Below are 25,781 nucleotides of genomic sequence, written 5' to 3'. Positions count from 1 at the left end.
GAGGAGGCAAGCGTGAGGGGACCCGTGGTGGTGCTCGGCGACACCCTGCTCGACCGGGACGTGGAGGGGGTGGTGAACCGTCTCTGCCCGGACTCCCCGGTGCCGGTGCTCGACGAGACCTCGGCCGTCGACCGGCCCGGTGGCGCCGGTCTGGCCGCGGTGTTCGCCGCCGCGCAGGGCGCCGAGGTAGTGCTGGTGACCGCGCTCGCCGACGACGCCGGCGGCGCCCGACTGAGCGCGCTGCTCGCCGCCGCCGGCGTGCAGGTGTACCCGCTGGCCCTGCCCGGTGCGACACCGGAGAAGATCCGTCTCCGGGCTCGGGGCAGGGTGTTGCTCCGCCACGACCGTGGCGGTGCGTCCGGGGAGCCGGGTGAGCCGTCCGAGGAGGTCCTTCGGGTGATCGGTTCGGCGTCGGCGGTGCTGGTCAGCGACTACGGCCGGGGGGTGGCCCGGCAGCCCGCGCTGCGCGACGCGTTGGCCGCGACCCGTGCGCCGGTGGTGTGGGACCCGCACCCGCGTGGCCCGGAGGCGGTGCCGGGTGTGCACCTGGCCACCCCGAACGAGTCGGAGGTACGCGAGCTGGTCCCGGCGGTGCCCGGCGCGTCCCGGTTGGCCACCGCGTCCCGTGGGGCGCAGGGGCTGCGGCGGCGTTGGCGGGCCGGTGCGGTGGCGGTGACGTTGGGCGGGGACGGCGCGTTGCTCTGCCATGCCGGGTCGACGCCGCTCGTGGTGCCGACCCCGGGCAGCGCCGAGGGGGACACGTGCGGGGCCGGCGATCGGTTCGCGGCCGCCGCCAGCCTCGCGTTGGCCGGGGGCGCGTTGGTCTCCGAGGCGGTGCAGGCGGCGGTCGCCGAGGCGTCCAGGTTCGTGGCCGGTGGGGGAGTGGCCGCGGCGCTGCCGTCCGATCTGGCGCCGGCGAGGAGCGCGCCCGGCCCGGGAGTCTTCCGGTCGCTGCCGAGGGGCGGCGTGGCGGGCGATCCGGTGGGCGTCGCCGCGGTCGCCACGCTCCTGCGGGAGGTACGCGCCGCGGGCGGCACCGTGGTGGCGACCGGCGGCTGCTTCGACCTTCTGCACGCCGGGCACGTGGCCACCCTGCAGGCCGCCCGGCAGCTCGGGGACTGCCTGATCGTCTGCCTGAACTCCGACGCCAGCGTGGCCGGGTTGAAGGGCCCGGATCGGCCGGTGATGTCCGAGAGTGACCGCAGCCGGGTGCTGAGCGCGCTGAGCTGCGTCGACGCGGTACTCGTCTTCGACGAGCCGACCCCGGCCGCGACCCTGTCCTGGGTGCGCCCGGACATCTGGGTGAAGGGCGGCGACTACGCCACCGGCGGCGGGGACGACGCCACCGCGCTGCCGGAGGCGGAGGTCCTGCGCCGCTGGGGCGGGCACACCGTGGTGGTGCCCTACCTGGACGGTCGGTCCACCACCGACATGATCGTTCGTACGCTCGCGGAGCAGACCCGATGACCGCCACGCGGCCCGGGGCCGGGCCGACGGTCCTGGTCACCGGGGGCGCGAGCGGGCTCGGCGCGGCGGTGGTCGCGGCGGTGGCCGCGTCCGGTGGCCGCCCGGTCGTGCTGGACCGGCAGCCACCGGTCGACGGGGTGTCCTGGACCGAGTGCGACCTGGCCGACACGCGGGCCGCGGAGGTGGCCACCCAGCACCTCGCTGAGCAGGCCGGCGGTCTGGACGCGGTGGTCACCGCCGCCGGCATGGACGTGCCGGGTCGACTCCTCGACGTGCCGGGCGAGACCTGGGACCGGATCGTCGCTGTCGACCTGCTGGCCACGGCGGCGGTGATCCGGGCCGCGTTGCCGTTCCTGCTGACGTCCCGGGGCCGCATCGTCACGGTCGCCTCCACCCTGGGAGTCAAGGCGGTCAGTGACGCCACCGCGTACTGCGCGGCGAAGTTCGGGGTGGTGGGCTTCACCCGTGCCCTCGCCGCCGAACTCGCCGGTCAGGTCGGCGTCACCCTGCTCATTCCGGGCGGGATGCGCACGGCGTTCTTCGACGAGCGCGACCCGCAGTACAAGCCCGGACCGGACGCGATCCTCAACGATCCGGTGGACACCGCCGCCGCGATCATGTTCGCGCTGCACCAACCGCCCGGCTGCGCGGTGCGTGAGCTGGTGGTCTGCGCCGAGCAGGAGACGTCGTACCCGTGATCCTCGTGCTGCGCGCCCTCGGCGTCGGCGACCTGGTGACAGCGGTGCCCGCCGTGCGGGCGCTGCGAGCCGCGTACCCCTCTCGGGAGTTGGTGCTCGCCGCGCCCGCCGGGCTGGGTCCGCTCGTCGACCTGGTCGGCGGCGTGGACCGGCTGGTGGACACCCGCGGGCTGGACCGGCCCGTCCGGGTCGGCTCGGCCCCGCAGGTCGCCGTCAACCTGCACGGACGCGGCCCGCAGTCGCACCGGTTGCTGGCGGCCACCCGGCCCGGACGGCTGCTCGCCTTCGCCGACCCGGACGGCGACCACGCCGACGGTCCGCAGTGGTCCGACGACGAGCACGAGGTGGACCGGTGGTGCCGGCTGCTGTCCTGGTACGGCATTCCGGCCGACCGGGCCGACCTCGGCCTGCGTCGGCCCGCGTCGGCCGGGCTGCCCACCGGTGTGACGGTGCTGCATCCCGGCAGCAAGGTCCCCGCCAAGCGCTGGCCGGCCGAGCGGTTCGCCGCGCTGGCCCGGGCGTTGACCGACCAGGGGCACCGGGTGTTGCTCACCGGGTCGGCCGACGAGCGGGCCCTGGCGGCCCGGGTGGCCGGGGCTGCCGGTCTGGGGTCGGACGCGGTGCTGGCCGGCCGGACCGACCTCGGCACGCTCGCCGCGCTGGTGGCCAACGCCCGGCTGGTGGTCAGTGGGGACACCGGCGTGGCCCATCTGGCCACCGGGTACGGCACCGCGTCGGTGGTCCTCTTCGGGCCGGTGCCGCCGGCGCGCTGGGGACCGCCGCCGGACCGGCCCCGGCACCGTGTCCTCTGGGCCGGCGACGGGGATTGGCCCAGGTGGGACGGGGTAGGAAGCCATCCGACGATGGCGGCCCTGCGTCTCGACGAGGTGTTGGCCGCGGTGGCCGAGGTGGAGAGGGTGGTGCGGGTCTCCAGTGCGGTTGCGGCGTAGTGACCCGGGTCGACCGGGGTACGGGCGGCGTCGGCGCGGTCGGGGCTGGCACTTCGTCGACCCGACCGGTGCTCCGGTCCGCGACGAGGAGGTCCTGGCCCGGCTGCGGGAGTTGGTCATTCCTCCGGCCTGGCAGGACGTCTGGATCTCGCCGTACCCGAACGGCCACATCCAGGCGATCGGGGTCGACGCGGCCGGACGCAAGCAGTACGTCTACCACCCGCGGTGGCGGGAGAAGCAGGACGAGGCGAAGTTCGACCACATGTTGGAGGTGGCCCGGCGGCTTCCGGCGCTGCGGGAGCGGGTGGGGCGTGACCTGGACGGCCGGGGGTTGAACCGGGACCGGGTGCTCGCCACCGTGGCCCGCCTGCTGGACATGGGGATGTTCCGCGTCGGCAGCGACCAGTACGCGGCCGGCGACGACCCGACGTACGGGGTGTCGACGCTGCGCCCCGAGCACGCCCGGTCCCGCGGCGGCTGCGTGGTCCTGGTGTTCCCGGCGAAGGGCGGCATCGAGCAGGTACGCCGGATCGAGGACCCGGAGTTGTGTCAGGTGCTGGTCAACCTGCGCCGTCGGCGTCGGCGGGCGGACCGGCTGTTCGGCTACTGGGACGGTCGGGACTGGCGGGATGTGCGCAGCGACGAGGTGAACGGCTACCTGCGCGACGCCAGTGGTGGGGAGATGACCGCCAAGGACTTCCGCACCTGGCACGCGACGGTGCTCGCCGCCACCGAGTTGGCCACCGTCGCTCCGGCCCGGTCGGTGACCGCGCGCCGCAGGGCGGTGGTCGCCGTGATGCGCGCGGTGGCCGAGCTGCTGGGCAACACTCCGACGGTGGCTCGTGCGTCGTACGTGGATCCTCGGGTGGTCGACCTCTACCACGACGGGGTGGTGGCGTCGGTGGATCCGAAGGCGTCACGCGAGGAGGCCGAGCGGGTCGTCCTGGAGTTGTTGGAGAAGGCCTGACCGGCCCCGCCTACGATCCTGGGGGGAAGTGGCGGGGCCGGAGACTCGGCGTGGTCGGGAGGCCACCGGGCGGCCGCCCGCCGCGCTCACACGGCGGGCGCCTCGCCACGGCCCCCGTTGGCGGCCCACCGCGAGCGGTCGGCCACGTGGTGTCAGTCTGCCCGCCTCGAGTTGACCACGGACGCCGCGCCGTTGACGATCCGCGCCGGATGCGAGGCGGTGTCGCGATGTTCCTGCGGGCTCACCCCGTAGGCTGCCCGGAACGCCCGGCTGAAGTGGGCTTTGTCGGGGAAGCCCCACCGTGCCGCGATGGTCTGCACCGGTTGGTTGCGCAGCGCCGGGTCGGACAGGTCGCGTCGGCACCGGGTCAGCCGCAGATCGCGGATGTACGACGCCACAGTGCTCTCTTCGGCCTCGAACAGTCGGTGCAGGGACCGCACCGAGATGTGGTGGGCGTCGGCGACGACCCCGGGGTTGAGGGTCGCGTCGCCCAGGTGCCGGTGGACGTACGCCTGCACCTGGGCGAGCAGTGCCCGGCGGCGCACCTCGGCGGGTACGGCGTCCTCGGCGACCAGGTGTCGGCCGAGCATGGTGGTGGCCAGGTCGAGCCCGATCGCGCCGAGCCGGCTCGCGTCGGCGGCATGGTACTGCTCGGGGTGCCCGGTCACCTGGACGAGGAACTGCGCCAGCAGCGCCCCGATCCCCTCGCTGCCGGACATCCGGCCGCCGTAGAGCGCGGCCATCCGCTGCGGCGGCAGCGGCAGCGCGGCGTGGGGGATCATCGTGATGATCGAGGTCGCCTGGTCCCGTTCCGGCTCCGTCGCGTGGTGGCAGACGTCGTGCGGCCGGGACGCGTCGTAGAAGGTGAACTCGCCGGCCTGGATCTCGCTGCGGTGGCCGTCCTGGCTGGACGTGCCGACACCGCCGGTCGTGAGGGCGAGGATGTAGAGCTCCGGGTCGGACTGACGGACCTGCTTGCGGCCCCGGGTGGCGTCCAGGGACGGGTACTCGTACTGCACCAGTTGGACCGGGCTGAGGTCGATGAAGTCGGCGCGCGCGGCGAAGTCGTCGCTGTGCGCGGACCGGATGCGCAGCGGTGCCGAGGTGCGGGCGACCAGGTCCAGCCACATGCCGAACCGTTCGGCCGGTGGCAGGACTGTGGTGTCGATGGTGTCTCTCGGCAACATCCGGGCCCCCTCAGGCTGCTCGGCGTCGGATCAGTGCCTCGACTCCGTCGAGGATCCGGTCCAGGCCGAAGACGAATTCGTCGTCCGGGTCGTCGTCCTGTTTGAGCACACCGGCGCCCAGCACCCGGTGCAGCGCCGGGAAGCGGGCCGGGTCGATGAGCCGGGCCAGCATCCGGTTGTAGGCGGGCATCATCTCGCTCGGCGTGACGCCGGATGCCTGGGCGCCCTCGGCGATCTGCGACGTGAGGGTGGCCTCGTTGCGGACGTACCCGGTGATCAGGAGGAGCACCGACATCTTCTCGCTCTCGCCGAGCGTGGTGCCGTCGAGGCAGCGCAGCCCGTCCTCCAGCCAGCCGAGCTGCTGCGGGGTGATCGGCGGGCCGCTGATCGGCACGTGCAGCAGCCAGGTCCGTTGCCGCAGCACCTCGTGCTCGGCCCAGGCCCAGCGGGTCAGCCCGGCACGCCAGTCGTCCTGCGGTGCGGGCGGGCCGGGGGACGGGCCGTAGCCGGCGTCCACCATGAGCAGCAGCAGCTCGTCCTTCGAGCCGACGTACCGGTAGAGGGCCATGGTGGCGGCGCCCAACTCCTTGGCCACCCGGCTCATCGACACGGCTGCCAGGCCGTCGGCGTCGGCCACGCGCACGGCGGCGTCCACGATGGTGGGCACGCTCATGCCCGGCCGGGGGCCCTTGGGTGGGCGTTCTCGCAGCCCCCAGGCGCTCTCGATGGCCGGCGGGAGTTTCGGCCCGCTGTCGTCTGTCTTCGCCGCCACTTTTCCTCCTTGCCCCGCCATCCTAGTTCTGCGTATGGTCTACGCATAACAGCGTACGCCATACGCAGAAAGGCAGATGATCATGACGACCACCACCACACCGGCACCGCGAGCGGGTCGGCGGGAGTGGACCGGGCTCACGGTGCTGATGCTTCCGCTGCTCCTGGTCTCGATGGACGTGTCGGTGCTCTACTTCGCCGTCCCGTTCATCAGCGCGGAGTTGCGCCCCACCGCCACCGAGCAGCTCTGGATCTTCGACATCTACGGCTTCGTGCTGGCCGGGCTGCTCATCACCATGGGCGCCCTCGGCGACCGGATCGGCCGACGTCGACTCCTGCTCATCGGCGCCACCGCCTTCGGGGCGGCGTCACTGCTGGCCGCGTACGCCGACAGCACCGCGACGCTGATCGCCGCCCGCGCCCTGCTCGGTGTCGGCGGGGCCACCCTGATGCCCTCGACCCTCGCCCTGGTGCGCAATATGTTCCACGACGCCAGGCAGCGCGGCACCGCCGTCGCCGTCTGGACCGCCACCCTCACCGGCGGCATCGCGGTCGGCCCCGTGCTCAGCGGCGTCCTGCTGGAGCACTTCTGGTGGGGCTCGATCTTCCTGATCAACATCCCCGCGATGCTGATGCTGCTCCTGCTCGCCCCGCTCCTGGTGCCCGAGTTCCGCAACCCGGCGACCGGGCGGTTCGACCTGATCAGCGCGGCGCTGTCGCTCGGCGCGCTGCTGCCGGTGATCTACGGCATCAAGGAGATGGCGCGCGACGGCGTCAGCCCGCTGCGGGTGCTCGCCATCGTCGGCGGCCTGCTGGTGGGCGCGCTCTTCCTGCACCGCCAGCGGACCCGGGCGTACCCGATGGTCGACCTCCGGCTGTTCCGCCGTCGCGGCTTCGGCGGGGCGCTCGCGGTCAACCTGCTGGCGATGTTCGCCCTCGTCGGCTTCGCCATCTTCACCACCCAGCACCTCCAGCTGGTGCTCGGCCTGAGCCCGCTGCGGGCGGCACTGTGGAGCCTCGTGCCGTCCCTCGCCGTGGGCGGAGTCGCGCCGGCCGCCGCCGCCCTCGCCCACCGCGTCGAGCGGGCGTACCTGATCGGTGCGGGCTTCGGGATCGCCGCGGTCGGCTTCGTGGTGTTGACCCGGGTCACGCCGGAGACACCACTGTGGCTGCTCCTCGTCGGCGCCAGTGTGTACGCGGGTGGCCTGGTGATGGTGATGTCCCTCGTCACCGAGCTCGTCCTCGGCGCGGCGCCGCCCGAGCAGGCCGGTGTCGCGTCGGCGCTGACCGAGTCCAGCAGCGAACTGGGTGGTGCGCTGGGAATGGCGATCCTGGGCAGCGTGGGCGCGGCGGTCTACCGCCGCGAGATCGTCGACGGCCTGCCGGCCGGGCTGCCCGCCGACACCGGCGACGCGGCCCGGGAGACGCTGGGCGGCGCGCTCGCCGTCGCCCAGGGGCTGCCGGCGGACCTGGCCGACGGGGTACGACACGTCGCCGCCGTCGCGTTCACCGACGGGCTGCACCTGGCCGCGTACGCCGCCATGGCGGTGATGCTGCTGGGCGCGGTCACCGCGCTGGTCGCCCTGCGCGGCGTCCGACCGGCCGACTCCACGGCACTGGCCGCCGAGCCGACCGGTCCGGTCGACCCCTCGCTGTCGTCGGTCAGTCGTTGAGCACGTGCGCGAGCCGGTCGCGGAAGCGCCGCTCGGAGTCGCTGACGGATTCGCCGCCGATGCCCAGCAGTCCACCGCTGGACGCGGCGCCCACCACCTGCTCGGCGATCTGCACGAGCCAGTGCCGGTACGCGCCGGCCTCGCCCTCGTCGACACGGGCGGCCAGCAGCGCGGAGGCCTGGCCGGCCCGCAGCAGCACGTCGTCGATCAGCGCGCGCGGGTCGTCGGGCGCGATGACCGGCAGCTCCGCGCCGGCCTCCGGGTCGCCGACCCGGGTCACGATCTCACCGGCCACGGCGGCGACCAACGGGCTGGCCGACTCGCGGCCGGCAGAGATGGTCTCCAGGCCGGCTGCGGTCTCCGCCATGGTCCGGCGGGTGCCGTCGGACTCGGCGGCGCTCGCCGCGGTCAACACCGACTGCGGCAGGCCGACCAGCAACCCCCACTCCCCGTCGGAGAAACCGAAACCGGTGTACGCCGGCTGCTCGATCACGGCAATGCCCCTTCCGCCCTGCTCTGCTTGGTCAAACGGTGCTCTGATCGGTCGATCCACCGGGCCCGCCACGGGCACCCGGGTCAGGCTAGTCCAGGGTCAGCAGGCCCTGTTCGGACACCACGCGCACCGACAACGTCTTGTACCCGACCTCGTCGAAGAGAACCGTCATCTTGTCGTCCTCGTAGGAGAGCACCAGGCCCTGGCCCCACTCCGGGTGACGCACCCGGCTGTGCACCGGGAACGGGCCGACCGCGCCCTGGTCGGCGACGCTGGTGCCGTTGTGGCAGTTGTCGCAGTGGCCGCAGACGTCGGTCATCTGCTCGCCGAAGTAGGCCAGCAGGGTCTGCCCCCGACAGGCGGTGGTCTCGGCGAAGGCCCGCATCATGTCGGTGCGGGACCGCGTGACCGTCTGCTGACGCTCCGCCTCGGTCAGTGCCGCCGTGGCGGCGTCGGTCGGCGTGGGGGAGTAGCGCGGGGCGCCGATGCGCTGGCGGGCGCGCGGCTCGGCGGCACCGACCTGCTCCAGCAGGGCCAGATACTGGCCCAGCTTGCGCGGCCCGAGCCCGGTGGCCTCGCGCAGCTCGGTCTTGGTGGCCGGCTTGCGACGCAGCAACGCGGCCAGGTCGCGCAACTCGTCGGCGTCGGGCAGACCGCCGCTGAAGAACCGTTGCAGACCCACGTCCTCGGCCCGCCACAGCAGCAGCACCCGGGCCGGCTGCCCGTCGCGACCGGCCCGGCCGATCTCCTGGAAGTAGCTGTCCGGCGAGTCGGGCAGCGCCATGTGCACCACCCAGGCGATGTTCGGCTTGTCGATGCCCATCCCGAACGCCGAGGTCGCCACCATGATGGGGACCTCGTCGGCGAGGAACGCCTCGTGCAGCTCCGCGCGCGCCCCGACCGGCATCCCGCCGTGGTACGACAGCGCCGGGAAGCCGGCGTCGGTCAGCCGGGCGGCTAACTCCTCCGAGGAACGGCGGGTCGGCACGTAGATGATTCCCGGCCGCCCCTCGTCGCGCAGCAGCGTCATCAGACGCCGCCACCGGTAGTCCTCGTCCGGGCAGTGCGCGACCTCCAGGAAGAGGTTGGGCCGGTCCAGCCCGGAGATGACCACGTCCGGATCGCGCAGGCGCAGGCGGGCGATGATGTCGTCGCGGACCGGCGGGGAGGCGGTGGCGGTGAGCGCGACCACCGGCGGCCGACCGAGGCCTTCGATGAGGTGCCCGAGCGCCAGGTAGTCGGGGCGGAAGTCGTGCCCCCACGCGGAGATGCAGTGCGCCTCGTCGATCGCCACCAGCGCCGGCTTCAGCGAGGCGACCTCGGCCATCCGGTCGGGGTTGCTGAGTTGCTCCGGGGTGATGAACAGGAACTCGGCCCGGCCCTCGCGGACCTCGGTGATCGCCTCGGCCTGCTGGGCGGCCGACTCGTTCGAGCTGATCCGCACCGCCCGCAGCTCGGGGCGCTGCCGTTCGTTGAGGGCGGCGATCTGGTCCTGTTGGAGCGCCAGCAGCGGAGAGATCACCACGGTGGGGCCGGGGATCAGGCTGGCCGGGATCTGGTAGATGGCCGACTTGCCGGCGCCGGTGGGCAACACCACCAGGGCGTCACGTCGCTTCATCACCGCGCGCATGGCGGCCAACTGGTTGGGCCGCAGTGCCTTCCAGCCGAAGAGGCTCCGGGCCGCGCGGCGCAACGTCATCGAATGCGTGGACAGTTTCATCGACGGCCGGAGGTACCCGAGCCCATGACCGCCGAAACGCAATCCGGCGATCATGGGCTCGGTCGGGCGGCCGGGTGGTCAGCGCAGGCGGGGCAGGACCTCGCGCTGGTAGAGGTCGAACAGGCCCTGGTGGTGCGGGCCGGTGTTGGCCACGTAGACCTCGTCGAAGCCGGCCTTGGCGTACTTGTCGATCATCTCCAGGTGCGCGTCCACGCTGTTCCCGCAGACGAACGCCTCCTTCAACATCTCCGGCTCGACCAGCTCGGAGGCCTGCTCGAAGTGCCGTGGTGAGGGCAGCACCTGGGACAGCTCGCCGGGCACCCCCGCGTTCGGCCACCGCTCGTACGCGATGCGCATCCCCTCGTCCTCGCTGTCGGCGTACGCCGCCTTGAAGCCGGCCTGGCACGGCTTGTCACCGCCACCGTTCTCGCGGAAACGCCGGACCATCTCGCCGTCGGGCACGGTGCTCACGTAGCCGTCGCCGATGCGCGCGGCGAGGTCGATCGCCTTCGGGCCGAAGCCGGAGACGTAGATCGGCGGGGGAGTGTCGGGCAACGTGTAGATCCGCGCGTGTTCGACGGTGTAGTGCGTGCCGTGGTGGTTGACGAACCCGCCGCCCCACAGCTCGCGGATCACCGCGACGGCCTCCTCCAGCATCTCCAGGCGGACGTCCGCCTGCGGCCAGGCGTCACCGAAGATGTGCTCGTTGAGCGCCTCGCCGGTGCCGACGCCGAGCACGAACCGCCCGCCGTGCAGCACCGCGCTGGTCGCCGCCGCCTGCGCGATCACAGCCGGGTGGATCCGGACGGTCGGGCAGGTCACCGCGGTGGTCACCGGCAGTGCGCAGACCTGGCTGAGCGCGCCGATCATCGACCAGACGAAAGGGCTCTGGCCCTGGGCGTCGACCCAGGGGTGGTAGTGGTCGGAGATCCACAGCGCTTCGAAGCCGGCCCGTTCGGCACCCTGCGCCTGCTCCAGCAACTCGGCTGGCGTGAGCTCCTCACTGGACAGAAAGTATCCGATCCTCATGGTCTCCCCTTCGAGCGTGCGCTCCTGCTGATGGGGAAGCCGTACCCCGGGCGTGGTCGGCCACACCGGCCGGGGCCCGTTCGGTCAGCGCCGGCCGAACATCGCGCGGATCGCGGCGAGCAGCAGCAGGGCGCCGACCACCAGGCCGAGCAGGCGTACGCCGGGGATGTCGGCGGGGTTCGTCGCGTCGGCCAGCAGGGCGGGGTCCATCCCCGCACTCTCCCCGGGGACCGGGCCCTGAGGCAACTGTAAGGTTTATTGACTATTGAATCGCCCGGTGTGACCATGGCATGACCGCCTGCCGGTGGCGGTGCGCCGATGGCGCGCGAGAGATGGGGTACGGGGGCCGCATGAGCGAGCGCAACCAGCGGATCGACGGGGGCGCACCGACGCCGGCGATCGAGACCGGGCGTCCTGAGGGGGCGGTGTGACCACCCCCGCGGGCCACCTCCCGGCGCTCGCCGCCGCCGTCCTGCAACCCGGGTTCGTCGGCACCACCCCGCCACCGTGGGTGTGCCGATGGCTCGGTGAGGGCCTCGGCGCTGTGGTGCTCTTCGCCCGCAACGTCGTCGACCCCGCACAGGTGGCGGCGCTCACCGCGACGCTGCGCGCGGAACGGCCGGACATCATCGTCGCGATCGACGAGGAGGCCGGCGACGTCACCCGGCTCGAATCGGTGCACGGCAGTACCCGGCCCGGCAACTTCGCCCTCGGCGCGGTCGACGACCCGGAGCTGACCGAGGCGGTCGCCCGGGACCTCGGCGTCGAGCTGGCCGCGGCCGGAGTGACCCTCAACTACGCCCCGGACGCCGACGTCAACTCCAACCCGGACAACCCGGTGATCGGCGTGCGCTCCTTCGGCGCCGACCCGGCGCTGGTCGCGCGGCACACCGCCGCCTGGGTACGCGGGCTCCAGGCCGGTGGCGTGGCCGCCTGCGCCAAGCACTTCCCGGGCCACGGCGACACCCGCGTCGACTCCCACCACGACCTGCCGCGGATCACCGCCGACCGGGACCGGCTCGACGCCTGCGAGCTGGCTCCGTTCCGGGCCGCCGTGGCCGCCGGCGCGCAGGCGGTGATGACCGGCCACCTGCTGGTACCGGCGCTCGACCCGCAGCTGCCGGCCACGCTGAGCCAGCGCATCCTGGGCGGGCTGCTCCGCGACGAGATGGGCTTCTCCGGTGTGGTGGTGACCGACGCGATCGAGATGCGCGCCGTCGCCGACCGGTACGGCTTCGCCGGGGCGACCGTCCGCGCCCTGGCGGCGGGGGCCGACGCGATCTGCATCGGCGGCGAGCGGGCCGACGAGGAGGCGGCGCGCGAGCTGCGCGACGCCATCGTCGCCGCCGTCGTCTCCGGTGACCTTCCCGAGGAGCGACTCGCCGAGGCCGCCAAGCGGGTCGGACAACTGGCCGCCTGGACGATGGCCGCCCGCACCGCCGGGTCGGCCGGGCGGCGCGACACCGCCGACGTCGGGCTGGTCGCCGCCCGCCGCGCCGTCCGGGTAACCGCCTCCCGGAGCGCCACGGACGCGCTGCCGCTGACCCGCGCGGCGTACGTCGTCGAGTTCGAGCCACTGCGCAACATCGCCATCGGCGCGGAGACCCCGTGGGGGATCGGCGCTCCCCTGGGCGAGTTGCTGCCCGGCACCAGCACGGTCCGCTACGCCGAGCCCGATGTGCCGGCCGACCCCGGTGCCGCAGCGGGCACCCGCCCACTGGTTCTGGTGGTCCGCGACCTGCACCGGCACGACTGGATGCGCTCCGCCGTGCACCGCGCGTTGGCCGCCCGGCCGGACGCGGTGGTGGTCGAGCTGGGCGTGCCGGAGCTGGTGACCGGCTCGGTGCACCTGGCCACCCACGGCGCCACCCGGGCCAGCGGCTGGGCCGCCGCGGAGGTGCTGACCGGCGCCCGCTGACCGGCGGCCCCCCGTCGACCGACCCGCGCCCGCCGGCGGGCGCGGGTCACGGCAGGTCGGCCACCAGGTCGGCGTACTCGGGGTGCTTGTCGATGAACGCCGCCATGAAGGGGCACTGCGGCACCACGGTGGCCCCCCGGGCGCGGACCTCGTCGAGGGTGCCCCGGATCAGCGCGCCGCCCACGCCCCTGCCCTGGAAGCCCCGGTCCACCTCGGTGTGAGTGAAGACCAGGACCTCCCCGCGCATCAGGTACGCGGTGAAGCCGGCCAGCGCGTCGTCGACCAGGATCTCGAAGCGGTGCTTCGCCGGGTTGTCCTCGACCAGGGTGCTCATCCGGCCATTGTCCCCGCGCCGTCGGCCAGCGCGTCGAGTTCGGCGAGCAACCGGTCCACCTCGTCGGCGGTGTTGTAGTGGTAGATGCTGGCCCGCACCGCGCCGCCGCTGTCACGCAGACCCATCATCTGGAAGTACTCGTAGGCGTAGTAGTTGCCGACGGAGAGGCAGAACCCGGCGGCGCCCAACGCCTCCTGGGTGGCCCCCGGCGACATCCCGGCGACCCGGAACGACACCGTCGGGCAGCGTCGCGCCGGCGAACCGTAGACGGTGATCGCCGGCCGCTGCGCCAGCCCGGCGAGCAGCCGGTCCAGCAGTGCCTCCTCGTGCGCCTGCGCGGCGGCCAGCCCGGCCCGCAGCCGCGCCCGCCGGTCCCCGACCGCGTCCGGGTCCAACCCCGCCAGGTGCTCCACCGCCGCCGTCACACCCGCGAGCAGCGGGAAGCTCGGGGTTCCGTACTCGAACCGGTCCGGCACCGCGTCCGACGACGGCATCAGCTTCGCCGGGCGCAGCGCCGCCCACCGGGCCGGGTCGGCCACCATCGCCGCCAGGTGCGGGCCGGACCACTTGTACGCGCTGGTGACCAGCACGTCCGCGCCGAGCGAGGCCAGGTCGGTCGGGCCGTGCGGAACCGAGTGCACTCCGTCGACGTGGACCAGCGCGCCGACCGCGTGCGCGGCCTTGGCGATGGTCGGCACGTCCGGCACGGTGCCGATGGCGTTGCTGCCGGCGGTCACCGCGACCAGGCGGGTCCGCTCACCGACCAGGTCGGCGTACTGGTCGGCGGGCAGCTCGCCGGTGCCCGGGTCGACCTCGGCCCAGCGCACCGTCGCGCCGGCCGCCTCGGCGGCCTGCACCCACGGCCGGATGTTCGCGTCGTGGTCGAGCCGGGACACCACCACCTCGTCACCCGGGCGCCAGGTCGCACCGAGCGTGCGGGCCAGGGTGTACGTCAGCGCGGTCGCGCTCGGCCCGAGCACCACCCCGGCCGGGTCGGCGCCGAGCAGGTCGGCCACCGCCGAACGGGCCTCGGCCACCAGCTCCAACGACCGGCGCCCCGGTACGGAGGCGGCGCTGCGGTTGCCGACCGCCGACCGCATGGCGTCGGTGACCGCGTCGATCACACCCGCCGCGGTCTGGGTGCCACCGGCACCGTCGAAGTGGACGAAACCCTCGGTCAGGGCGGGGTACGCGGCCCGGGTGCGGGCGATGTCGAACGGCATGTCCCGGACCCTAGCCGGGGCGGTTCCCGCGCTCGCTGTCGCCTCGGCGTCGCGGGCGTCTCGTACTCTTGGCGGGGTGACGAACCGACCCGCCACCATGCCCATGCCCTCCGTCCGCCGCGCCGCCGGTCTCTTCGCCGGTCTGTCGCTCGGCCTCGCCGTGCTCGCCGGTTGCAGCTCCCAGGGCGCCTCCACCGACTGCGGGCTGGACGCCTGCACCGTCACCTTCGAGCGAGGTGTCGAAGCGAGCACCACCATCCTGGGCGTCGAGGCCAAACTGGTCGGCGCCGAGGGCGACCAGGTGACCGTCGAGGTCGCCGGTGAGCAGCTCACCCTCACCACGGGTCAGCAGGCCGCCGAGGCCGGCGGTTTCGCGGTCACCCTGGACAGCGTCACCGACCAGCAGGTCAAGGTCCGCGTTTCCCGCAACCCGGGTAACTGATCCCCGTCGGGGAGGCGGTGGCCGACGTTTGGAAATCGTCGTAATCGGAGATTGTGGCGGCATGTCACTCACCCGTAGCGCGCAAGCCACCGCCTCCCGAACGGCGGACAGCCGGTGGCTGGAACTCCTCGCCCGGGCCGGCTTCATCGGCTACGGCATCGTCCACCTCCTCTTCGCCTGGTTGGCGTTGCAGATCGCGTTCGGCACGTCGTCCGACGACGGCGACCAGTCCGGCGCGCTGCGTACCCTCTCCGCACAGCCCCTGGGTAAGTTCCTGGTCATCGCCGTCGCCATCGGTCTGCTCGCGATGGCGATCTGGCAGGCGCTGGAGGCGGCGGTCGGCCACCGCGCCGAGCGCGGCAAGGAGCGGGTCATGGAACGGGTCGCCTCGGCGGGCCGGACCATCGTCTACCTCTACTTCGCCTGGACCGCGTTCAAGGTCTTCAAGGACGCCGGGTCGAACAGCGCCGACCAGCAGGAGGCGCTGACCGGCAAGCTGATGACCTCCAGCGGGGGCCGGTGGCTGGTCGGCCTGGCCGGTCTGGTGCTGGCCGCGATCGGCGTCGGCCTGGTCATCTACGGCGCCCGCAAGAAGTTCGAGAAGCACCTGAAGACCGGTGAGATGAGCCCGAAGACCCGCCAGTTGGCCCGCCGACTCGGCATGGCCGGATACATCGCCAAGGGCGTCGCGTACGGCATCTCCGGTCTGCTGGTCATCGTGGCGGCGGTCAACTACGACCCGGAGAAGGCCCGTGGTCTGGACGCCGCGCTGCACACGCTGCGCGAGCAGTCGTACGGCATGTTCCTGCTGACCCTGGTCGCCCTGGGCATCGCCGCCTTCGGCGTCTACTGCTTCCTCCAGTCCCGGTACCGCAAGGTCTGAGCTGGTCGATATCGCGGACATCGGGCACTCTTGGGCTTTTGCCCGGAGTGCCCGACGTCTGATCGAAGGGAAGCAACGGAGCTGTGCAGAACTATCTCGAAACGGCCGTCGCCGCGCTCGTCGCGGCGGCGGTCGCTCTCTTCCTGGTCGAGGTCGTCCACCGGCTGACCCGGCGGTTCGGCCGTCGGTCACAGCTGCTGACCGAGCTGACCGACCACGCCCACCGCCCGTTCCAGGTCGCCGGGACGGTCCTCGCCGTGCAGTTCGCCGTCCGCTTCAGCACCGGGTACGCGGTCGGCGAGAGCTGGCGTCGCCTGCTGCTGCACCTGCTCGTCCTCGCCGTCATCGCGACGGTGGCCTGGTTGGTGGCCGCGCTGCTGGTCGTCGTGGAGGACACCGCGCTGGCCCGGTTCCGGGTCGACGTGCCGGACAACCGGCACGCGCGGCGGGTCCGGACCCAGGTGGTGATGCTGCGCCGACTGACCATCGCCGTGATCGTCATCCTGACCGTCGGCGTGATGCTGATGACGTTCCCCAGCGTGCGAGGCATCGGCGCGGGTGTGCTGACCTCGGCCGGTGTGGTCGGTGTGGTGGCCGCGCTCGCCGCGCAGAGCCTGCTGGGCAACGTGTTCGCCGGCCTCCAGCTCGCCTTCAGCGACGCCGTCCGGCTCGACGACGTGGTGGTCGTCGAGGGGGAGTGGGGTCGGATCGAGGAGCTGACCCTGAGCTACGTGGTGGTGCAGATCTGGGACGACCGGCGGCTGATCCTGCCCACCTCGTACTTCACCACCAAGCCGTTCCAGAACTGGACGCGCACCGAGTCGGCGGTGCTCGGCACCGCCGAGTTCGACGTCGACTGGGCGGTGCCGGTGCAGACCATGCGTGAGGAACTGCGCCGCCTGGTCGAGGGCACCGAGCTGTGGGACGGGCGGGTGTGCGTCCTGCAGGTCACCGACGCCACCGGCGGAATGGTCCGCATTCGTGCGCTGGTCAGCGCCGCCGACGCGGGGAGCCTGTGGGATCTGCGCTGCCTGGTCCGGGAGCACCTGGTGACCTGGATCCGGGACAACCGCCCGACCGCGATGCCCCGGGTGCGCACCGAGCTGGGTGACTCCACCAGCAACCTGCCCTGGCAGTGGGTGCAGCCGAGGCGGCCGGTACGCCGCCGGTCCGACACCGAGGCGCCCGACGACGCCCGCGTCTTCGGCGGCAGCGACGACGGCGACGCCCGCAGCGAAGCCTTCGTGGGCCCCGAAGAAACCCGCCCCTGACCCGCCCACCCCGGACCCCTGATCAGGGTTGATCAAGAGGTTCGCGTCACCGAGGCCGCGTTTCGTGACCGAAACCTCTTGATCACGCGGGAAGGGGACCGGGTGGGCTGGGAGGTTTGGTCGGGCTTGGGTGGGGGATGTGCTGCCGGACGTCTCTGCCGCGATCACGGCATCGGCCGGCGTATTCGCGGCGCGGCGTGTGGACAACGCGGACGGGCGGCTGCTCGGCGCGCTTTAGGATTGACGGGCGGCGACTCCGGGCATACAGCGCGGTGATGAGGAAAGGAGGACAGCATGGCTGACGTGGCGAACGCCCGCACATCCCACAACGGGAGCGAGCCCTCCACCGCCGAGTTGGTGCAACGGGCCACCGAACAGGTCTCCCGTCTGGTGCGGGACGAACTGGCGCTGGCCCGGGCGGAGTTGACCCAGAAGGGCAAGCACGCCGGCATCGGGATCGGCCTCTTCGGAGGCGGCGGTGCGCTGGCGTTCTTCGGCCTGGGCGCGTTGGTCGCCACGGCGATCCTGCTGCTCGACCTGGTGTTGCCCGCCTGGGCCGCCGCGCTGATCGTGGCGGTGGCCTGTTTCCTGGTGGCCGGCATCCTCGCCCTGGTGGGCAAGAAGCAGGTCAGCCGTGCCGTCCCGCCCGTGCCGGCGGCGACGGTCCGCAGCCTCCGCGCCGACGTGGACACTGTCACCGCCGCGGTGAAGGACAGGGGGCGGCAATGACCGGCAACGGGACCGGCGACACCGAGGCGCTGCGCGAGGAGATCCGTCGCACCCGGGTCGAGCTGGGCGAGACGATGGAGGCGTTGGCCGCCAAGGCCGACGTCAAGGCGCGCCTGAAGGAGTCCGCAGGGCAGGCGAAGGAGCGGATGCGCGAGCAGGCGGCGCAGACCGTCGCCCGGGTCCGCGGGCAGGCCGTGCGGGGCGCCGGGATGGCGCGGGCGCAGGCCCACCACAAGGGTGAGCTGGTGCGTGACAAGGGCGAGGTGGTACGCCGCAACCCGGTGCCGTGGGCGGCCATCGCCGCCGGTGCGGTGGCCACCGTGGTGGTGTTGATGATCGTGCGGGGGAGGCGTAGGTGAGCAAGAGCATCAGCCGGGTCGCGTACCGGCCGGTCGGCGTGTTGTTGGGTATCGCCGCGGGCACGGTGGCCGGGGCGATCTTCCGGCAGGTCTGGAAGGTCACCGCGGGCGACGGTGAGGCGCCGAACGCGACAGACGAGGATCGCGGCTGGGGCGAGATCCTGGCTGCCGCGGCGTTGCAGGGAGCGATCTTCGCGGTCGTCCGGGCCGCCGTGGACCGGGGCGGCGCGGTCGGTGTCCGCCGGATGACCGGCTCCTGGCCGGACTGACCACAGCGACGTCGGCCCCCTTCCCGCATCGATGGGAAGGGGGCTTTCGCATGGGTTCGTACGCCGCCCAGCGGATCTCGGGCATCCGTCAGGTCACATGTCGGAGAAATTCGTCGGAGAGGTCGTGACAGACTTTTTGCGTACGTGATTTGCTGGTCCACGCTGTTGAGAGATGGCGTGGGTTGAGAGAAGTCTCCTTCGTGGGGCCACCTCAGGCGCCGCTGCTCGAAAACGGCCAATCGGCCGGACGGCGTGCACGGCCACCAGTTTTTAGAGGGAGATACACATGGCTCAGGGAACCGTGAAGTGGTTCAACGCTGACAAGGGCTTCGGCTTCATCACCGTGGATGGTGGGGGTGCTGACGTGTTCGTCCACTTCTCGGCCATCCAGACCAGCGGCTACCGCTCGCTGGAGGAGAACCAGCGGGTGGAGTTCGAGATCGCTCAGGGTCAGAAGGGCCCGCAGGCCGAGCAGGTTCGTCCCATCTGAGTGAGACGGCCGGCTCCCACCGGCCAGTGGGGCGACCCGGCCAGGGTCGTTGAAAGCCCTGCACCCCTCCCGGGGTGCAGGGCTTTTCCCCGTGTCCGGGTCGCTCAGGTGCGGCGGCGTGAGCGCAGACCGAACCAGAGCACCACCAGCCCGGCCAGCGACACGAGCGGCCCGATCACCGCCCAGATCCGCACATCGGTCATCAGGCTGCCGGTGACGTAGCCGAGGCCCTGCACCGTCCACACCGCACCGATCACGACGGCCAACAGGCCGAGGGTGAGCGCAAGCCAGCCCCTCATCACGTCCCCTCCCCGCTGCCCGAGGCAGCGCGCCGCCCTCCAGCATCGTCCGCCGGGCGGCGCGACGCGAGCACCCGGGAAGCGCGGGTCACCACCGGTCGTGCACCTGCGGGCGGATCAGTTCGTCGTAGATCTCGCGTACGGCTGCCAACTGCTCGTCGGTCAGCGGCGACAGGGCCGCCGTCGCGGCGTTGCGCCGGGCCTGGTCGGCGTCGCGGGCACCGGGGATGACCACTGTGACGCCCGCCTGGTCCAGCACCCACCGCAGCGCGAACTGCGCCATCGTGCGGTCCGCGTCGACCAGCGGCGCGAGCCGGCGGACGGCGGCGAGCCCCTGCGCGAAGTCGACACCGGAGAACGTCTCGCCGACGTCGAACGCGGCGCCCTGCCGGTTGTAGTTGCGGTGGTCGTCGGCGGGGAACTCGGTGTGCTCGTCGTAGCGGCCGGAGAGCAGGCCACTGGCCAGCGGCACCCGGGCGATGATGCCCACACCGGCCGCCGCGGCGGTGGGCAGGACCTGCTCCAACGGCTTGTGGCGGACCGCGTTCAGGATGATCTGGACGCTCGCCACACCCGGCCGGGCAATGGCGGTGAGGGCCTGGTCGCAGGTCTCGACGCTGACCCCGTACCCGGCGATGGCCTTCTCGGCGACCAGGGTGTCCAGTCCGTCGAAGACCTCGTCGGAGGAGAACACGGCGGTGGGCGGGCAGTGCAGCTGGACCAGGTCCAGCGTGTCCATTCCCAGGTTGGCCCGGGAGCGGTCGGTCCACTGCCGGAAGTTGGCCAGGGTGTACGCCTCCGGTCGCTGCTCGACGCGGCGGCCCATCTTGGTGGCGACGGTGAGCCCGGCGTCGGGCCGGGAGCGCAGGAAGCGGCCGATCAGTTGCTCGCTGCGGCCGTCGCCGTACACGTCGGCGGTGTCGAGGAAGGTGACTCCGGAGTCCACGGCGGCGGTGAGCACCGCCATCGCGTCGGCCTCGCTGACGGTGCCCCAGTCGGCGCCGAGTTGCCAGGCGCCCAGGCCGACCGCGCCGACGGTCCGGCCGAGCCGGGTGAAGCTGCGCTGTTCCATGCCCCGAGCCTAGTGATCGGGTTGCCGCGGTGCCACGCGAGTCGTACCTTGAAACAAGACGGACGTACGGTTTGGGGGCGACGTGTGGGATCCGACGGCCTACCTGCGCTACGGCGACGAGCGGTCCCGACCCTTCCACGACCTCGTCGCACGGATCCCCGCCGCGCGACCCCGGGTCGTGGTCGACCTCGGATGCGGCCCCGGCCAGCTCACCGCCACCCTCGCCGAGCGCTGGCCGACGAGCCGGGTCCTCGGCCTGGACTCCGCACCCGAGATGATCGACCGGGCCACCGCCCTGGGCGCTCCCGTCGACTTCGCGGTCGCCGACCTGCGCGACTGGCGTCCGACCGGCGACGAGGACGTGGTCGTCAGCAACGCCGCGCTCCAGTGGGTGCCCGGCCACCAGGAGCTGCTGCGCCGCTGGGCCGCCGAGCTGCCCGCCGGCGCGTGGCTCGCCATGCAGGTCCCCGGCAACTTCGACGCTCCCTCGCACCGCGCGCTGCGCGAGGTCGCCGACCGGCCGGCCTGGCGCGGGTCTGTCGCCCCGCTGCTGCGCGCGGACCCCGTCGACGACCCGGCCGACTACGCGGCCTTGCTGACCACCGCAGGCTGCGCGGTGGACGCCTGGGAGACTACTTACGTGCACCTGCTGCCGGCTCGGCCCGCCGCCGAGCACCCGGTCCTGACCTGGATGGAGGGCACCGCGCTGCGCCCGGTCCGGGCCGCGCTGGACGCCGCCGGCTGGTCGGCCTTCCGCACCGAGCTGGGGGTACGCCTCACCGCCGCGTACCCGGTGCGGCAGGGTCAGGTGTACTTCCCGTTCCGCCGCGTCTTCGTCGTCGCCCACACCGGCGACCAGGCCCTCGTCGCCGACACCGGCGACCATGCACAGGAGAACCCGTGACCGATCTGACCACCTTCATCGCCGGCCTGCCCAAGGTGGAGCTGCACGTGCACCACGTCGGCTCCGCCTCGCCCCGGATCGTCGCGGAACTGGCCGCCCGCCACGAGGGACGCACCCCGGTGCCGGCCGACCCCGACGCGCTCGCCTCCTACTTCGAGTTCCGCGACTTCGCGCACTTCGTCGAGGTGTACCTGAGCGTGGTGGACCTCATCCGCGACCCGGAGGACGTCTGGATCCTCACCCACGAGGTGGCCCGGGAGCTGGCCCGCCAACAGGTCCGGTACGCGGAGCTGACCATCACCCCGTACTCGCACGTGCGTCGGGGCATCCCCGCGCCGGCGTTCTGCGAGGCCATCGAGGACGCCCGCCAGCGCGCCCTGGCCGACTTCGGCCTGGAACTGCGCTGGTGCTTCGACATCCCCGGCGAGGCCGGCCTGCCCGCCGCCGAGGAGACGCTGCGCATCGCCCTGGACGAGCGGCCCGCCGGGCTGGTCAGCTTCGGGCTGGGTGGCCCCGAGATCGGCGTACCCCGGCCGCAGTTCCGGCCCTACTTCGACCAGGCCCGCGCGGCCGGTCTGCGCTCGGTGCCGCACGCCGGGGAGACCACCGGGCCACAGACGATCTGGGACGCGCTGAACGAGCTGGGCGCCGAGCGGATCGGGCACGGCATCTCCGCCGCCCAGGACCCGCAGCTGCTGACCTACCTGGCCGAGCGGCAGATCGGGATGGAGGTCTGCCCGACGTCCAACGTACGGACCCGGGCGGTGGCCAACCTCGACGAGCACCCGCTGCGTCAGCTCGTCGACGCCGGGCTGCTGGTCACCATCAACTCCGACGACCCGCCGATGTTCGGCACCACCCTCAACGACGAGTACGCGGTGGCGGCCCGACTCCTCGGGGCCGATCGCGAGGGCGTGGCCGGGCTGGCTCGCAACGCGGTGACCGCGTCCTTCCTCGACACCGCCGGCAAGCAGCGGATCACCGCCGAGATCGACGCGTACCGCGCCAGCGCCGGCTGAGCCGACGCCGAGGGGAAGAGAGAGCAGGGCGCGCGGCGGGAGCGTGGGTGTGGGGGGACCTGAGACTCCCGCCGCGCGCGCGGCTTCACCGGCCGTGGGTGCGTGGTGCGCTCGACCGGTGAAACTGTTGGGTTCCTGCACTGATCCTGTCAGCCCGCAACCGTCGCAGCTCGGTCGTTAACCGCGATCTAAGGAAGACTTGCACCGGGGCACAACCCCGGCCGGCACCGTCACTCGTCGGTCGGGCGCTGGCGCGGCCAGCGCCGGCCGGTGGCCTTCGTGTCCCGGGCGTCCCGCGCCATCCGACCCACCAGACCGAACCGGCTGACCTGACGGGGCGTCGCCTCCGGGTCGGCCAGCAGCATCACCACGCTGGCCCCGCCCAGCCGGGCACGGTCGATGCTCACCGAGCCGTTGGCCTGCAACGCCACCCGCTTCGCGATGTCCAGACCGAGCCCGGTCGAGCCCTGGTCGCTGGCCCCCCGACGCAGCGCCCGGTCCGGGTTGGCGATGCCGGGTCCGGCGTCGTCGACCCGGATCGCCACATAGCCGTCCCGCCGCGACACGGCCACCTCGAACGCGGTGCCCTGCGGCGTGTAACGGAAGACGTTGCCGATCACCGCGTCCAGCGCGGCGGCCAGCTCGGCCCGTGGCACCGGCGCGGGGATGCGCAACTGCGCGCCGTTGACCCGGTGCGGCCGGTTCTGGTCACCGGCCAGCGCCGCCCAGAACACCATCCGGTCCCGGACCACCTCGCTGACGTCGCACATCGCCGGCCCGGCCTCGTGCGCCACCGCCTTGCGGGTCGTCTTGATCAGCACGTCGATCTCACCCTCCAGGGTGACGATCGCCTGCCGGATCCGTCGGATGCCGCGGAGCCGGTCCAGCTCCGCCGGACTGAACGAACCCACGCTGGTGTCGTCGGACTCCAACGCCTCGGCGTCCAACCGCAGCACCGTCAACGGGGTACGCAGGCGGTGCGACAGGTCGGCCACCAACTCCCGCTCGTCGGTGCGGGCCGCGTCGAGGCGGTCGGCCATCCGGTTGAAGGCGTACCCGGCCTCGGCCAGTTCACGGGGACCGGTCGGCTCGACCCGTACCCCCAGGTCGCCGTCACCGATGGACAGCGCGGCCTTGACCAGACCCTTGGTCGAGTCCACCGCGCGGGCGGCCACCCGGTCGACCACCAGCACCGCCGCCCCGGCCATCGCCGCGCCGACCGCGAACAGCAGCATCCAGGTGCCGCCGCCCTCGCCCAACGACGAATCCGGGAGGAACACCTCGACCACCGCCGTCCGGTCACCGAGGACCACCGGGTCGAGTCGCACCACGCCGCCGTCGACGTCGACGACCAGCGACCGCTTGTCGGCGCGGGCCCGGTCCAGGTCGTCGCCGCCGGCCCGACCGGTCGACTCGTCCAACCCCAACCCGTGCACCACCGGCGGGAAGTCGGACCCCTCGGCGCTGGCCACCACGGCACGCTCGACGACCGCCGGGTCGGTGCTGACCGCCAGCGCGCCGGTCACCAGCGCACTACGCCGGGCCGCGTCGGCGATCGCCTCGTCCCGGCTCTGCTCCCGCAGGCTGAGCCCGAGCGGGATCAGGAAGGCGAGCGCGACGAGACTGCACATGCCGGCCGTGAGCAGGGCCAGCGCCGTCCTCAGTCCGGCGCCACCAACCGGAATCCGACCCCCCGCACGGTGCGCAGGTAGCGCGGCTTCGCCGCGGACTCGCCCATCTTTCTGCGAAGCCAGTACAGGTGTACGTCGATTGTCTGGTCCTCGCCGACCGATGGCTGCCGCCATACCTCCTCCAAGAGTTCCCGGCGGGACACTACCCGCCCAGGTCGCGCGGCGAGATACGCCAGCAGGTCGAATTCCTTCCGGGTCAGCGCCAGGGGCTCCCCGTCGAGCAGGGCGCTGCGCTCGCCCACGTCCACCCGGAGCCCACCGACGCTGTGCACCGCCGGTTGCACCGTCCGGCTGGCCCGCCCGGCCCGGCGCAGCACCGTGGTGATCCGCGCGTCCAGGTGCGCCCCCGTGAACGGCTTGACCATGTAGTCGTCCGCGCCCGCGCGGAGCAGCTTCACCACGGACTGCTCGTCGTCGCGGGCGGTGGCGATGATGATCGGGACGTCGGTGATGCCCCGCAGCATCCGCAACGCGTCCGAGCCGTCCAGGTCGGGCAGGCCCAGGTCCAGTACCACCAGGTCGGGTGTCTCCGCGGCGACCCGACGCAGCGCGTCCAACGCCGTACCCACGGCGTGCACGGCATGCCCACGATCGGTGAGGGACCGCAGCATCGCGCCGCGTACGACGTGATCGTCTTCGACCAGGAGCACGGAGGCCACGACAAGACCGTACTTGCCCTGGCAAGTTGATCGCGTCGCGGCGCACCTGAGGGGCGGGCCAGCTGGTACGACGACGTCGCCCAGGGCGTGCTGGGCGGCCTGGGCGTGATCGACTCGGGTTTCCGGAAGTCGGGCCGTCCTCGCGACGGGGATGCCGCGGTTTCCGGAAAACCGGAGTCGATCAACGAGAAGCGGGCACCGGTTCAGCCGGCGTCGCGGGTGCGTCGGTGGGTCCGGTGGCGTCGGCCCGGGTCGCGGGCCCGTCGGTGCGGCGGCCCGTCACTTCGGCCAGGGTCGGGGGCTGGTCCGCCTCGCCGGTCGCCTCGGTGAGCGTCAGGGGCTCGGCCGGGCCGCGTCGACGCCACCGGCTGACCAGCCAGCCGATCGCCGCACCGCCACCGAGCCCGGCGAGCAGGCCGGCGGCCAGCATTCCGTCGGCGCTGCCGGACTCTTCGCCGGCGTCGCCGGCACGGGCGGCCGAACCGTCGTCGGCACCGGCCGGTGCGCCGGGGGCCGGTACGCCGTGGCCTGCGCCGTGCGCGGCCGGTCCGGCAGCGCCCGGAGCCGCCGGCAACAGGGTCAGCACCGGGGCGCGGTGTGCGCCCGTCGCGTCCGCCCACCGGACCACAATGCCGTCGGCGTACGTCTGGACGACCTCGAAGGTGAGCCGCTCCGCCTGCGGCATCGGTCCCATGGACAGCGCCAGTCGGGCCGGCCCGGAGCCGCTATCGCCGACCCGCACCCAGGTCACCGCCGTGGTCACCGTGCTCACCCCGGAGGAGTGGATCCCGGCCAGCGGCTTGTCCAGGGTGCGGGAGCTCAGCCGGGGCGCCCACCCGTCCACCGACATCGGGTACACCTCGGCGATCGGCGCGTCGGCCGGCAACCGGACCTCGATCTGGTTCGTCTTCGTGCCGGCGCGCTCCTCCGGCACCGTGAGTTCGAGGCGTACGGCGTCGCCCTGCCGGGCCTCGGTCGGGGTGGTCGTCACGTCCGCCGCGGACGCCGCGCCGGGCCAGATCAGCAGCCCGGCGGCGGTCAGCGCGGTCACCGCCGCGATCCGCCGCCGGTGCTGGCCGCCGTGCGTGCTCGCCATCTCGTGCCCCCATCCGTCTCCGCGCGGCCGGCACCGGTTTCCGGCCACACCCTGTAGTTCGGATGCGGAGCCGGAAAGGTTCAACGCGAGCCGTCCGGAAGGCGGCGACGGCACGACCGATAGCATCGGCAGGAGCCGAGGATCGGCACCGTTTCGTACCGCTTGGAG

General features: G+C 73.0%; 28 protein-coding genes. 15 read left to right on the top strand and 13 right to left on the bottom strand.

Annotation, left to right across the window (positions count from 1 at the left end; translation table 11 throughout):
- Nucleotides 1–12: 12 nt before the first annotated feature.
- The 4 genes from GA0070612_RS26760 to GA0070612_RS26745 are packed head-to-tail and all read left to right on the top strand — an operon-like array spanning nt 13 to nt 4,082.
- The gene (locus tag GA0070612_RS26760) at nt 13–1,467 is read left to right on the top strand and encodes a PfkB family carbohydrate kinase (RefSeq protein WP_088990429.1); all 1,455 of its coding nucleotides are present in this window, start codon (nt 13–15) and stop codon (nt 1,465–1,467) included.
- Nucleotides 1,464–2,165 carry an SDR family oxidoreductase gene (locus GA0070612_RS26755; protein ID WP_088990428.1) on the top strand — a complete coding sequence of 234 codons (702 nt, stop codon included), beginning with the start codon at nt 1,464–1,466 and terminating at the stop codon, nt 2,163–2,165. The genes GA0070612_RS26760 and GA0070612_RS26755 overlap by 4 nt, the downstream gene beginning before the upstream one ends.
- Complete coding sequence (locus GA0070612_RS26750) at nt 2,162–3,115, top strand: glycosyltransferase family 9 protein (protein WP_088990427.1); 954 nt, start codon at nt 2,162–2,164, stop codon at nt 3,113–3,115. Before GA0070612_RS26755 ends, GA0070612_RS26750 begins: the two co-directional genes overlap by 4 nt.
- A complete protein-coding gene (locus GA0070612_RS26745) occupies nt 3,099–4,082 on the top strand; it encodes a DNA topoisomerase IB (RefSeq protein WP_088990426.1) in 984 nt (327 codons plus the stop codon). Before GA0070612_RS26750 ends, GA0070612_RS26745 begins: the two co-directional genes overlap by 17 nt.
- A 152-nt stretch (nt 4,083–4,234) precedes the next feature.
- Here the strand turns inward: GA0070612_RS26745 and GA0070612_RS26740 are convergent, their stop codons facing one another.
- On the bottom strand, nt 4,235–5,269 hold the full coding sequence (locus GA0070612_RS26740; protein WP_088990425.1) for an AraC-like ligand-binding domain-containing protein: 1,035 nt from the start codon (nt 5,267–5,269) through the stop codon (nt 4,235–4,237).
- Between the two features lie 10 nt (nt 5,270–5,279).
- Complete coding sequence (locus tag GA0070612_RS26735; RefSeq protein ID WP_088990424.1) at nt 5,280–6,041, bottom strand: TetR/AcrR family transcriptional regulator; 762 nt, start codon at nt 6,039–6,041, stop codon at nt 5,280–5,282.
- Nucleotides 6,042–6,123: 82 nt separating this feature from the next.
- Here GA0070612_RS26735 and GA0070612_RS26730 point away from each other — a divergent pair, with 82 nt between their 5' ends.
- Nucleotides 6,124–7,713: an MFS transporter gene (locus GA0070612_RS26730; protein ID WP_197699248.1), complete on the top strand. Its 1,590-nt coding sequence runs from the start codon at nt 6,124–6,126 to the stop codon at nt 7,711–7,713.
- Here the strand turns inward: GA0070612_RS26730 and GA0070612_RS26725 are convergent.
- The 4 genes from GA0070612_RS26725 to GA0070612_RS32880 all read right to left on the bottom strand — a co-directional run bounded on the left by GA0070612_RS26725 (nt 7,703) and on the right by GA0070612_RS32880 (nt 11,165).
- Nucleotides 7,703–8,206 (bottom strand): hypothetical protein, encoded by a 504-nt coding sequence (locus tag GA0070612_RS26725; protein WP_088990422.1) that lies wholly within the window; start codon nt 8,204–8,206, stop codon nt 7,703–7,705. The genes GA0070612_RS26730 and GA0070612_RS26725 overlap by 11 nt on opposite strands.
- Nucleotides 8,207–8,294: 88 nt before the next feature.
- Nucleotides 8,295–9,926: a RecQ family ATP-dependent DNA helicase gene (locus GA0070612_RS26720; RefSeq protein WP_088991786.1), complete on the bottom strand. Its 1,632-nt coding sequence runs from the start codon at nt 9,924–9,926 to the stop codon at nt 8,295–8,297.
- Between the two features lie 78 nt (nt 9,927–10,004).
- Nucleotides 10,005–10,955 (bottom strand): TIGR03557 family F420-dependent LLM class oxidoreductase, encoded by a 951-nt coding sequence (locus tag GA0070612_RS26715; RefSeq protein ID WP_088990421.1) that lies wholly within the window; start codon nt 10,953–10,955, stop codon nt 10,005–10,007.
- 84 nt (nt 10,956–11,039) lie between these two features.
- Nucleotides 11,040–11,165 carry a hypothetical protein gene (locus GA0070612_RS32880; protein WP_269458273.1) on the bottom strand — a complete coding sequence of 42 codons (126 nt, stop codon included), beginning with the start codon at nt 11,163–11,165 and terminating at the stop codon, nt 11,040–11,042.
- A gap of 217 nt (nt 11,166–11,382) precedes the next feature.
- Between GA0070612_RS32880 and GA0070612_RS26710 the strand changes: the two genes are divergently transcribed.
- The gene (locus tag GA0070612_RS26710; protein ID WP_088990420.1) at nt 11,383–12,873 is read left to right on the top strand and encodes a glycoside hydrolase family 3 protein; all 1,491 of its coding nucleotides are present in this window, start codon (nt 11,383–11,385) and stop codon (nt 12,871–12,873) included.
- Nucleotides 12,874–12,919: 46 nt separating this feature from the next.
- On the opposite strand, the gene GA0070612_RS26705 is transcribed toward GA0070612_RS26710, so the two are convergent.
- Both GA0070612_RS26705 and GA0070612_RS26700 read right to left on the bottom strand, forming a co-directional pair.
- Complete coding sequence (locus GA0070612_RS26705; protein WP_088990419.1) at nt 12,920–13,207, bottom strand: GNAT family N-acetyltransferase; 288 nt, start codon at nt 13,205–13,207, stop codon at nt 12,920–12,922.
- A complete protein-coding gene (locus tag GA0070612_RS26700) occupies nt 13,204–14,430 on the bottom strand; it encodes a cysteine desulfurase-like protein (RefSeq protein ID WP_088990418.1) in 1,227 nt (408 codons plus the stop codon). The genes GA0070612_RS26705 and GA0070612_RS26700 overlap by 4 nt, the downstream gene beginning before the upstream one ends.
- 76 nt (nt 14,431–14,506) lie before the next feature.
- Between GA0070612_RS26700 and GA0070612_RS26695 the strand changes: the two genes are divergently transcribed.
- From GA0070612_RS26695 to GA0070612_RS26665, 7 genes are all read left to right on the top strand, one after another.
- Nucleotides 14,507–14,872 (top strand): hypothetical protein, encoded by a 366-nt coding sequence (locus GA0070612_RS26695; protein WP_088990417.1) that lies wholly within the window; start codon nt 14,507–14,509, stop codon nt 14,870–14,872.
- 61 nt (nt 14,873–14,933) lie between these two features.
- A complete protein-coding gene (locus GA0070612_RS26690; protein WP_088990416.1) occupies nt 14,934–15,755 on the top strand; it encodes a DUF1206 domain-containing protein in 822 nt (273 codons plus the stop codon).
- 83 nt (nt 15,756–15,838) lie between these two features.
- Entirely contained in the window at nt 15,839–17,026 is a 1,188-nt protein-coding gene (locus GA0070612_RS26685) for a mechanosensitive ion channel family protein (RefSeq protein ID WP_088990415.1), read from the top strand.
- 294 nt (nt 17,027–17,320) lie between these two features.
- Complete coding sequence (locus tag GA0070612_RS26680; RefSeq protein WP_088990414.1) at nt 17,321–17,755, top strand: phage holin family protein; 435 nt, start codon at nt 17,321–17,323, stop codon at nt 17,753–17,755.
- Nucleotides 17,752–18,114 carry a DUF3618 domain-containing protein gene (locus GA0070612_RS26675; protein WP_088990413.1) on the top strand — a complete coding sequence of 121 codons (363 nt, stop codon included), beginning with the start codon at nt 17,752–17,754 and terminating at the stop codon, nt 18,112–18,114. Before GA0070612_RS26680 ends, GA0070612_RS26675 begins: the two co-directional genes overlap by 4 nt.
- Nucleotides 18,111–18,383, top strand: a complete 273-nt coding sequence (locus GA0070612_RS26670; RefSeq protein WP_088990412.1) for a DUF4235 domain-containing protein — start codon at nt 18,111–18,113, stop codon at nt 18,381–18,383. Before GA0070612_RS26675 ends, GA0070612_RS26670 begins: the two co-directional genes overlap by 4 nt.
- Before the next feature lie 286 nt (nt 18,384–18,669).
- The gene (locus GA0070612_RS26665) at nt 18,670–18,873 is read left to right on the top strand and encodes a cold-shock protein (protein ID WP_030338233.1); all 204 of its coding nucleotides are present in this window, start codon (nt 18,670–18,672) and stop codon (nt 18,871–18,873) included.
- Nucleotides 18,874–18,977: 104 nt separating this feature from the next.
- On the opposite strand, the gene GA0070612_RS26660 is transcribed toward GA0070612_RS26665, so the two are convergent.
- Nucleotides 18,978–19,172, bottom strand: coding sequence for a hypothetical protein (locus GA0070612_RS26660; RefSeq protein WP_088990411.1), 195 nt, complete (start codon nt 19,170–19,172; stop codon nt 18,978–18,980).
- 88 nt (nt 19,173–19,260) lie between these two features.
- Nucleotides 19,261–20,244, bottom strand: a complete 984-nt coding sequence (locus tag GA0070612_RS26655) for an aldo/keto reductase (RefSeq protein WP_088990410.1) — start codon at nt 20,242–20,244, stop codon at nt 19,261–19,263.
- Between the two features lie 82 nt (nt 20,245–20,326).
- Between GA0070612_RS26655 and GA0070612_RS26650 the strand changes: the two genes are divergently transcribed.
- Nucleotides 20,327–21,148, top strand: coding sequence for a trans-aconitate 2-methyltransferase (locus GA0070612_RS26650; RefSeq protein ID WP_088990409.1), 822 nt, complete (start codon nt 20,327–20,329; stop codon nt 21,146–21,148).
- A complete protein-coding gene (locus GA0070612_RS26645; RefSeq protein WP_088990408.1) occupies nt 21,145–22,167 on the top strand; it encodes an adenosine deaminase in 1,023 nt (340 codons plus the stop codon). Before GA0070612_RS26650 ends, GA0070612_RS26645 begins: the two co-directional genes overlap by 4 nt.
- 230 nt (nt 22,168–22,397) lie before the next feature.
- Here GA0070612_RS26645 and GA0070612_RS26640 read toward each other — a convergent pair whose 3' ends face one another.
- The 3 genes from GA0070612_RS26640 to GA0070612_RS26630 all read right to left on the bottom strand — a co-directional run bounded on the left by GA0070612_RS26640 (nt 22,398) and on the right by GA0070612_RS26630 (nt 25,613).
- On the bottom strand, nt 22,398–23,798 hold the full coding sequence (locus GA0070612_RS26640) for a HAMP domain-containing sensor histidine kinase (protein WP_197699247.1): 1,401 nt from the start codon (nt 23,796–23,798) through the stop codon (nt 22,398–22,400).
- Between the two features lie 29 nt (nt 23,799–23,827).
- On the bottom strand, nt 23,828–24,517 hold the full coding sequence (locus GA0070612_RS26635) for a response regulator transcription factor (protein WP_088990407.1): 690 nt from the start codon (nt 24,515–24,517) through the stop codon (nt 23,828–23,830).
- Between the two features lie 181 nt (nt 24,518–24,698).
- A complete protein-coding gene (locus tag GA0070612_RS26630) occupies nt 24,699–25,613 on the bottom strand; it encodes a DUF1775 domain-containing protein (protein ID WP_088990406.1) in 915 nt (304 codons plus the stop codon).
- Nucleotides 25,614–25,781 lie beyond the last annotated feature (168 nt).

Source organism: Micromonospora chokoriensis (genome assembly GCF_900091505.1).
GTDB classification, from domain to species: Bacteria; Actinomycetota; Actinomycetes; order Mycobacteriales; family Micromonosporaceae; genus Micromonospora; species Micromonospora chokoriensis.
Note: the sequence above shows the minus strand (reverse complement) of the source record. Positions and strands in the feature narration are given on the sequence as shown.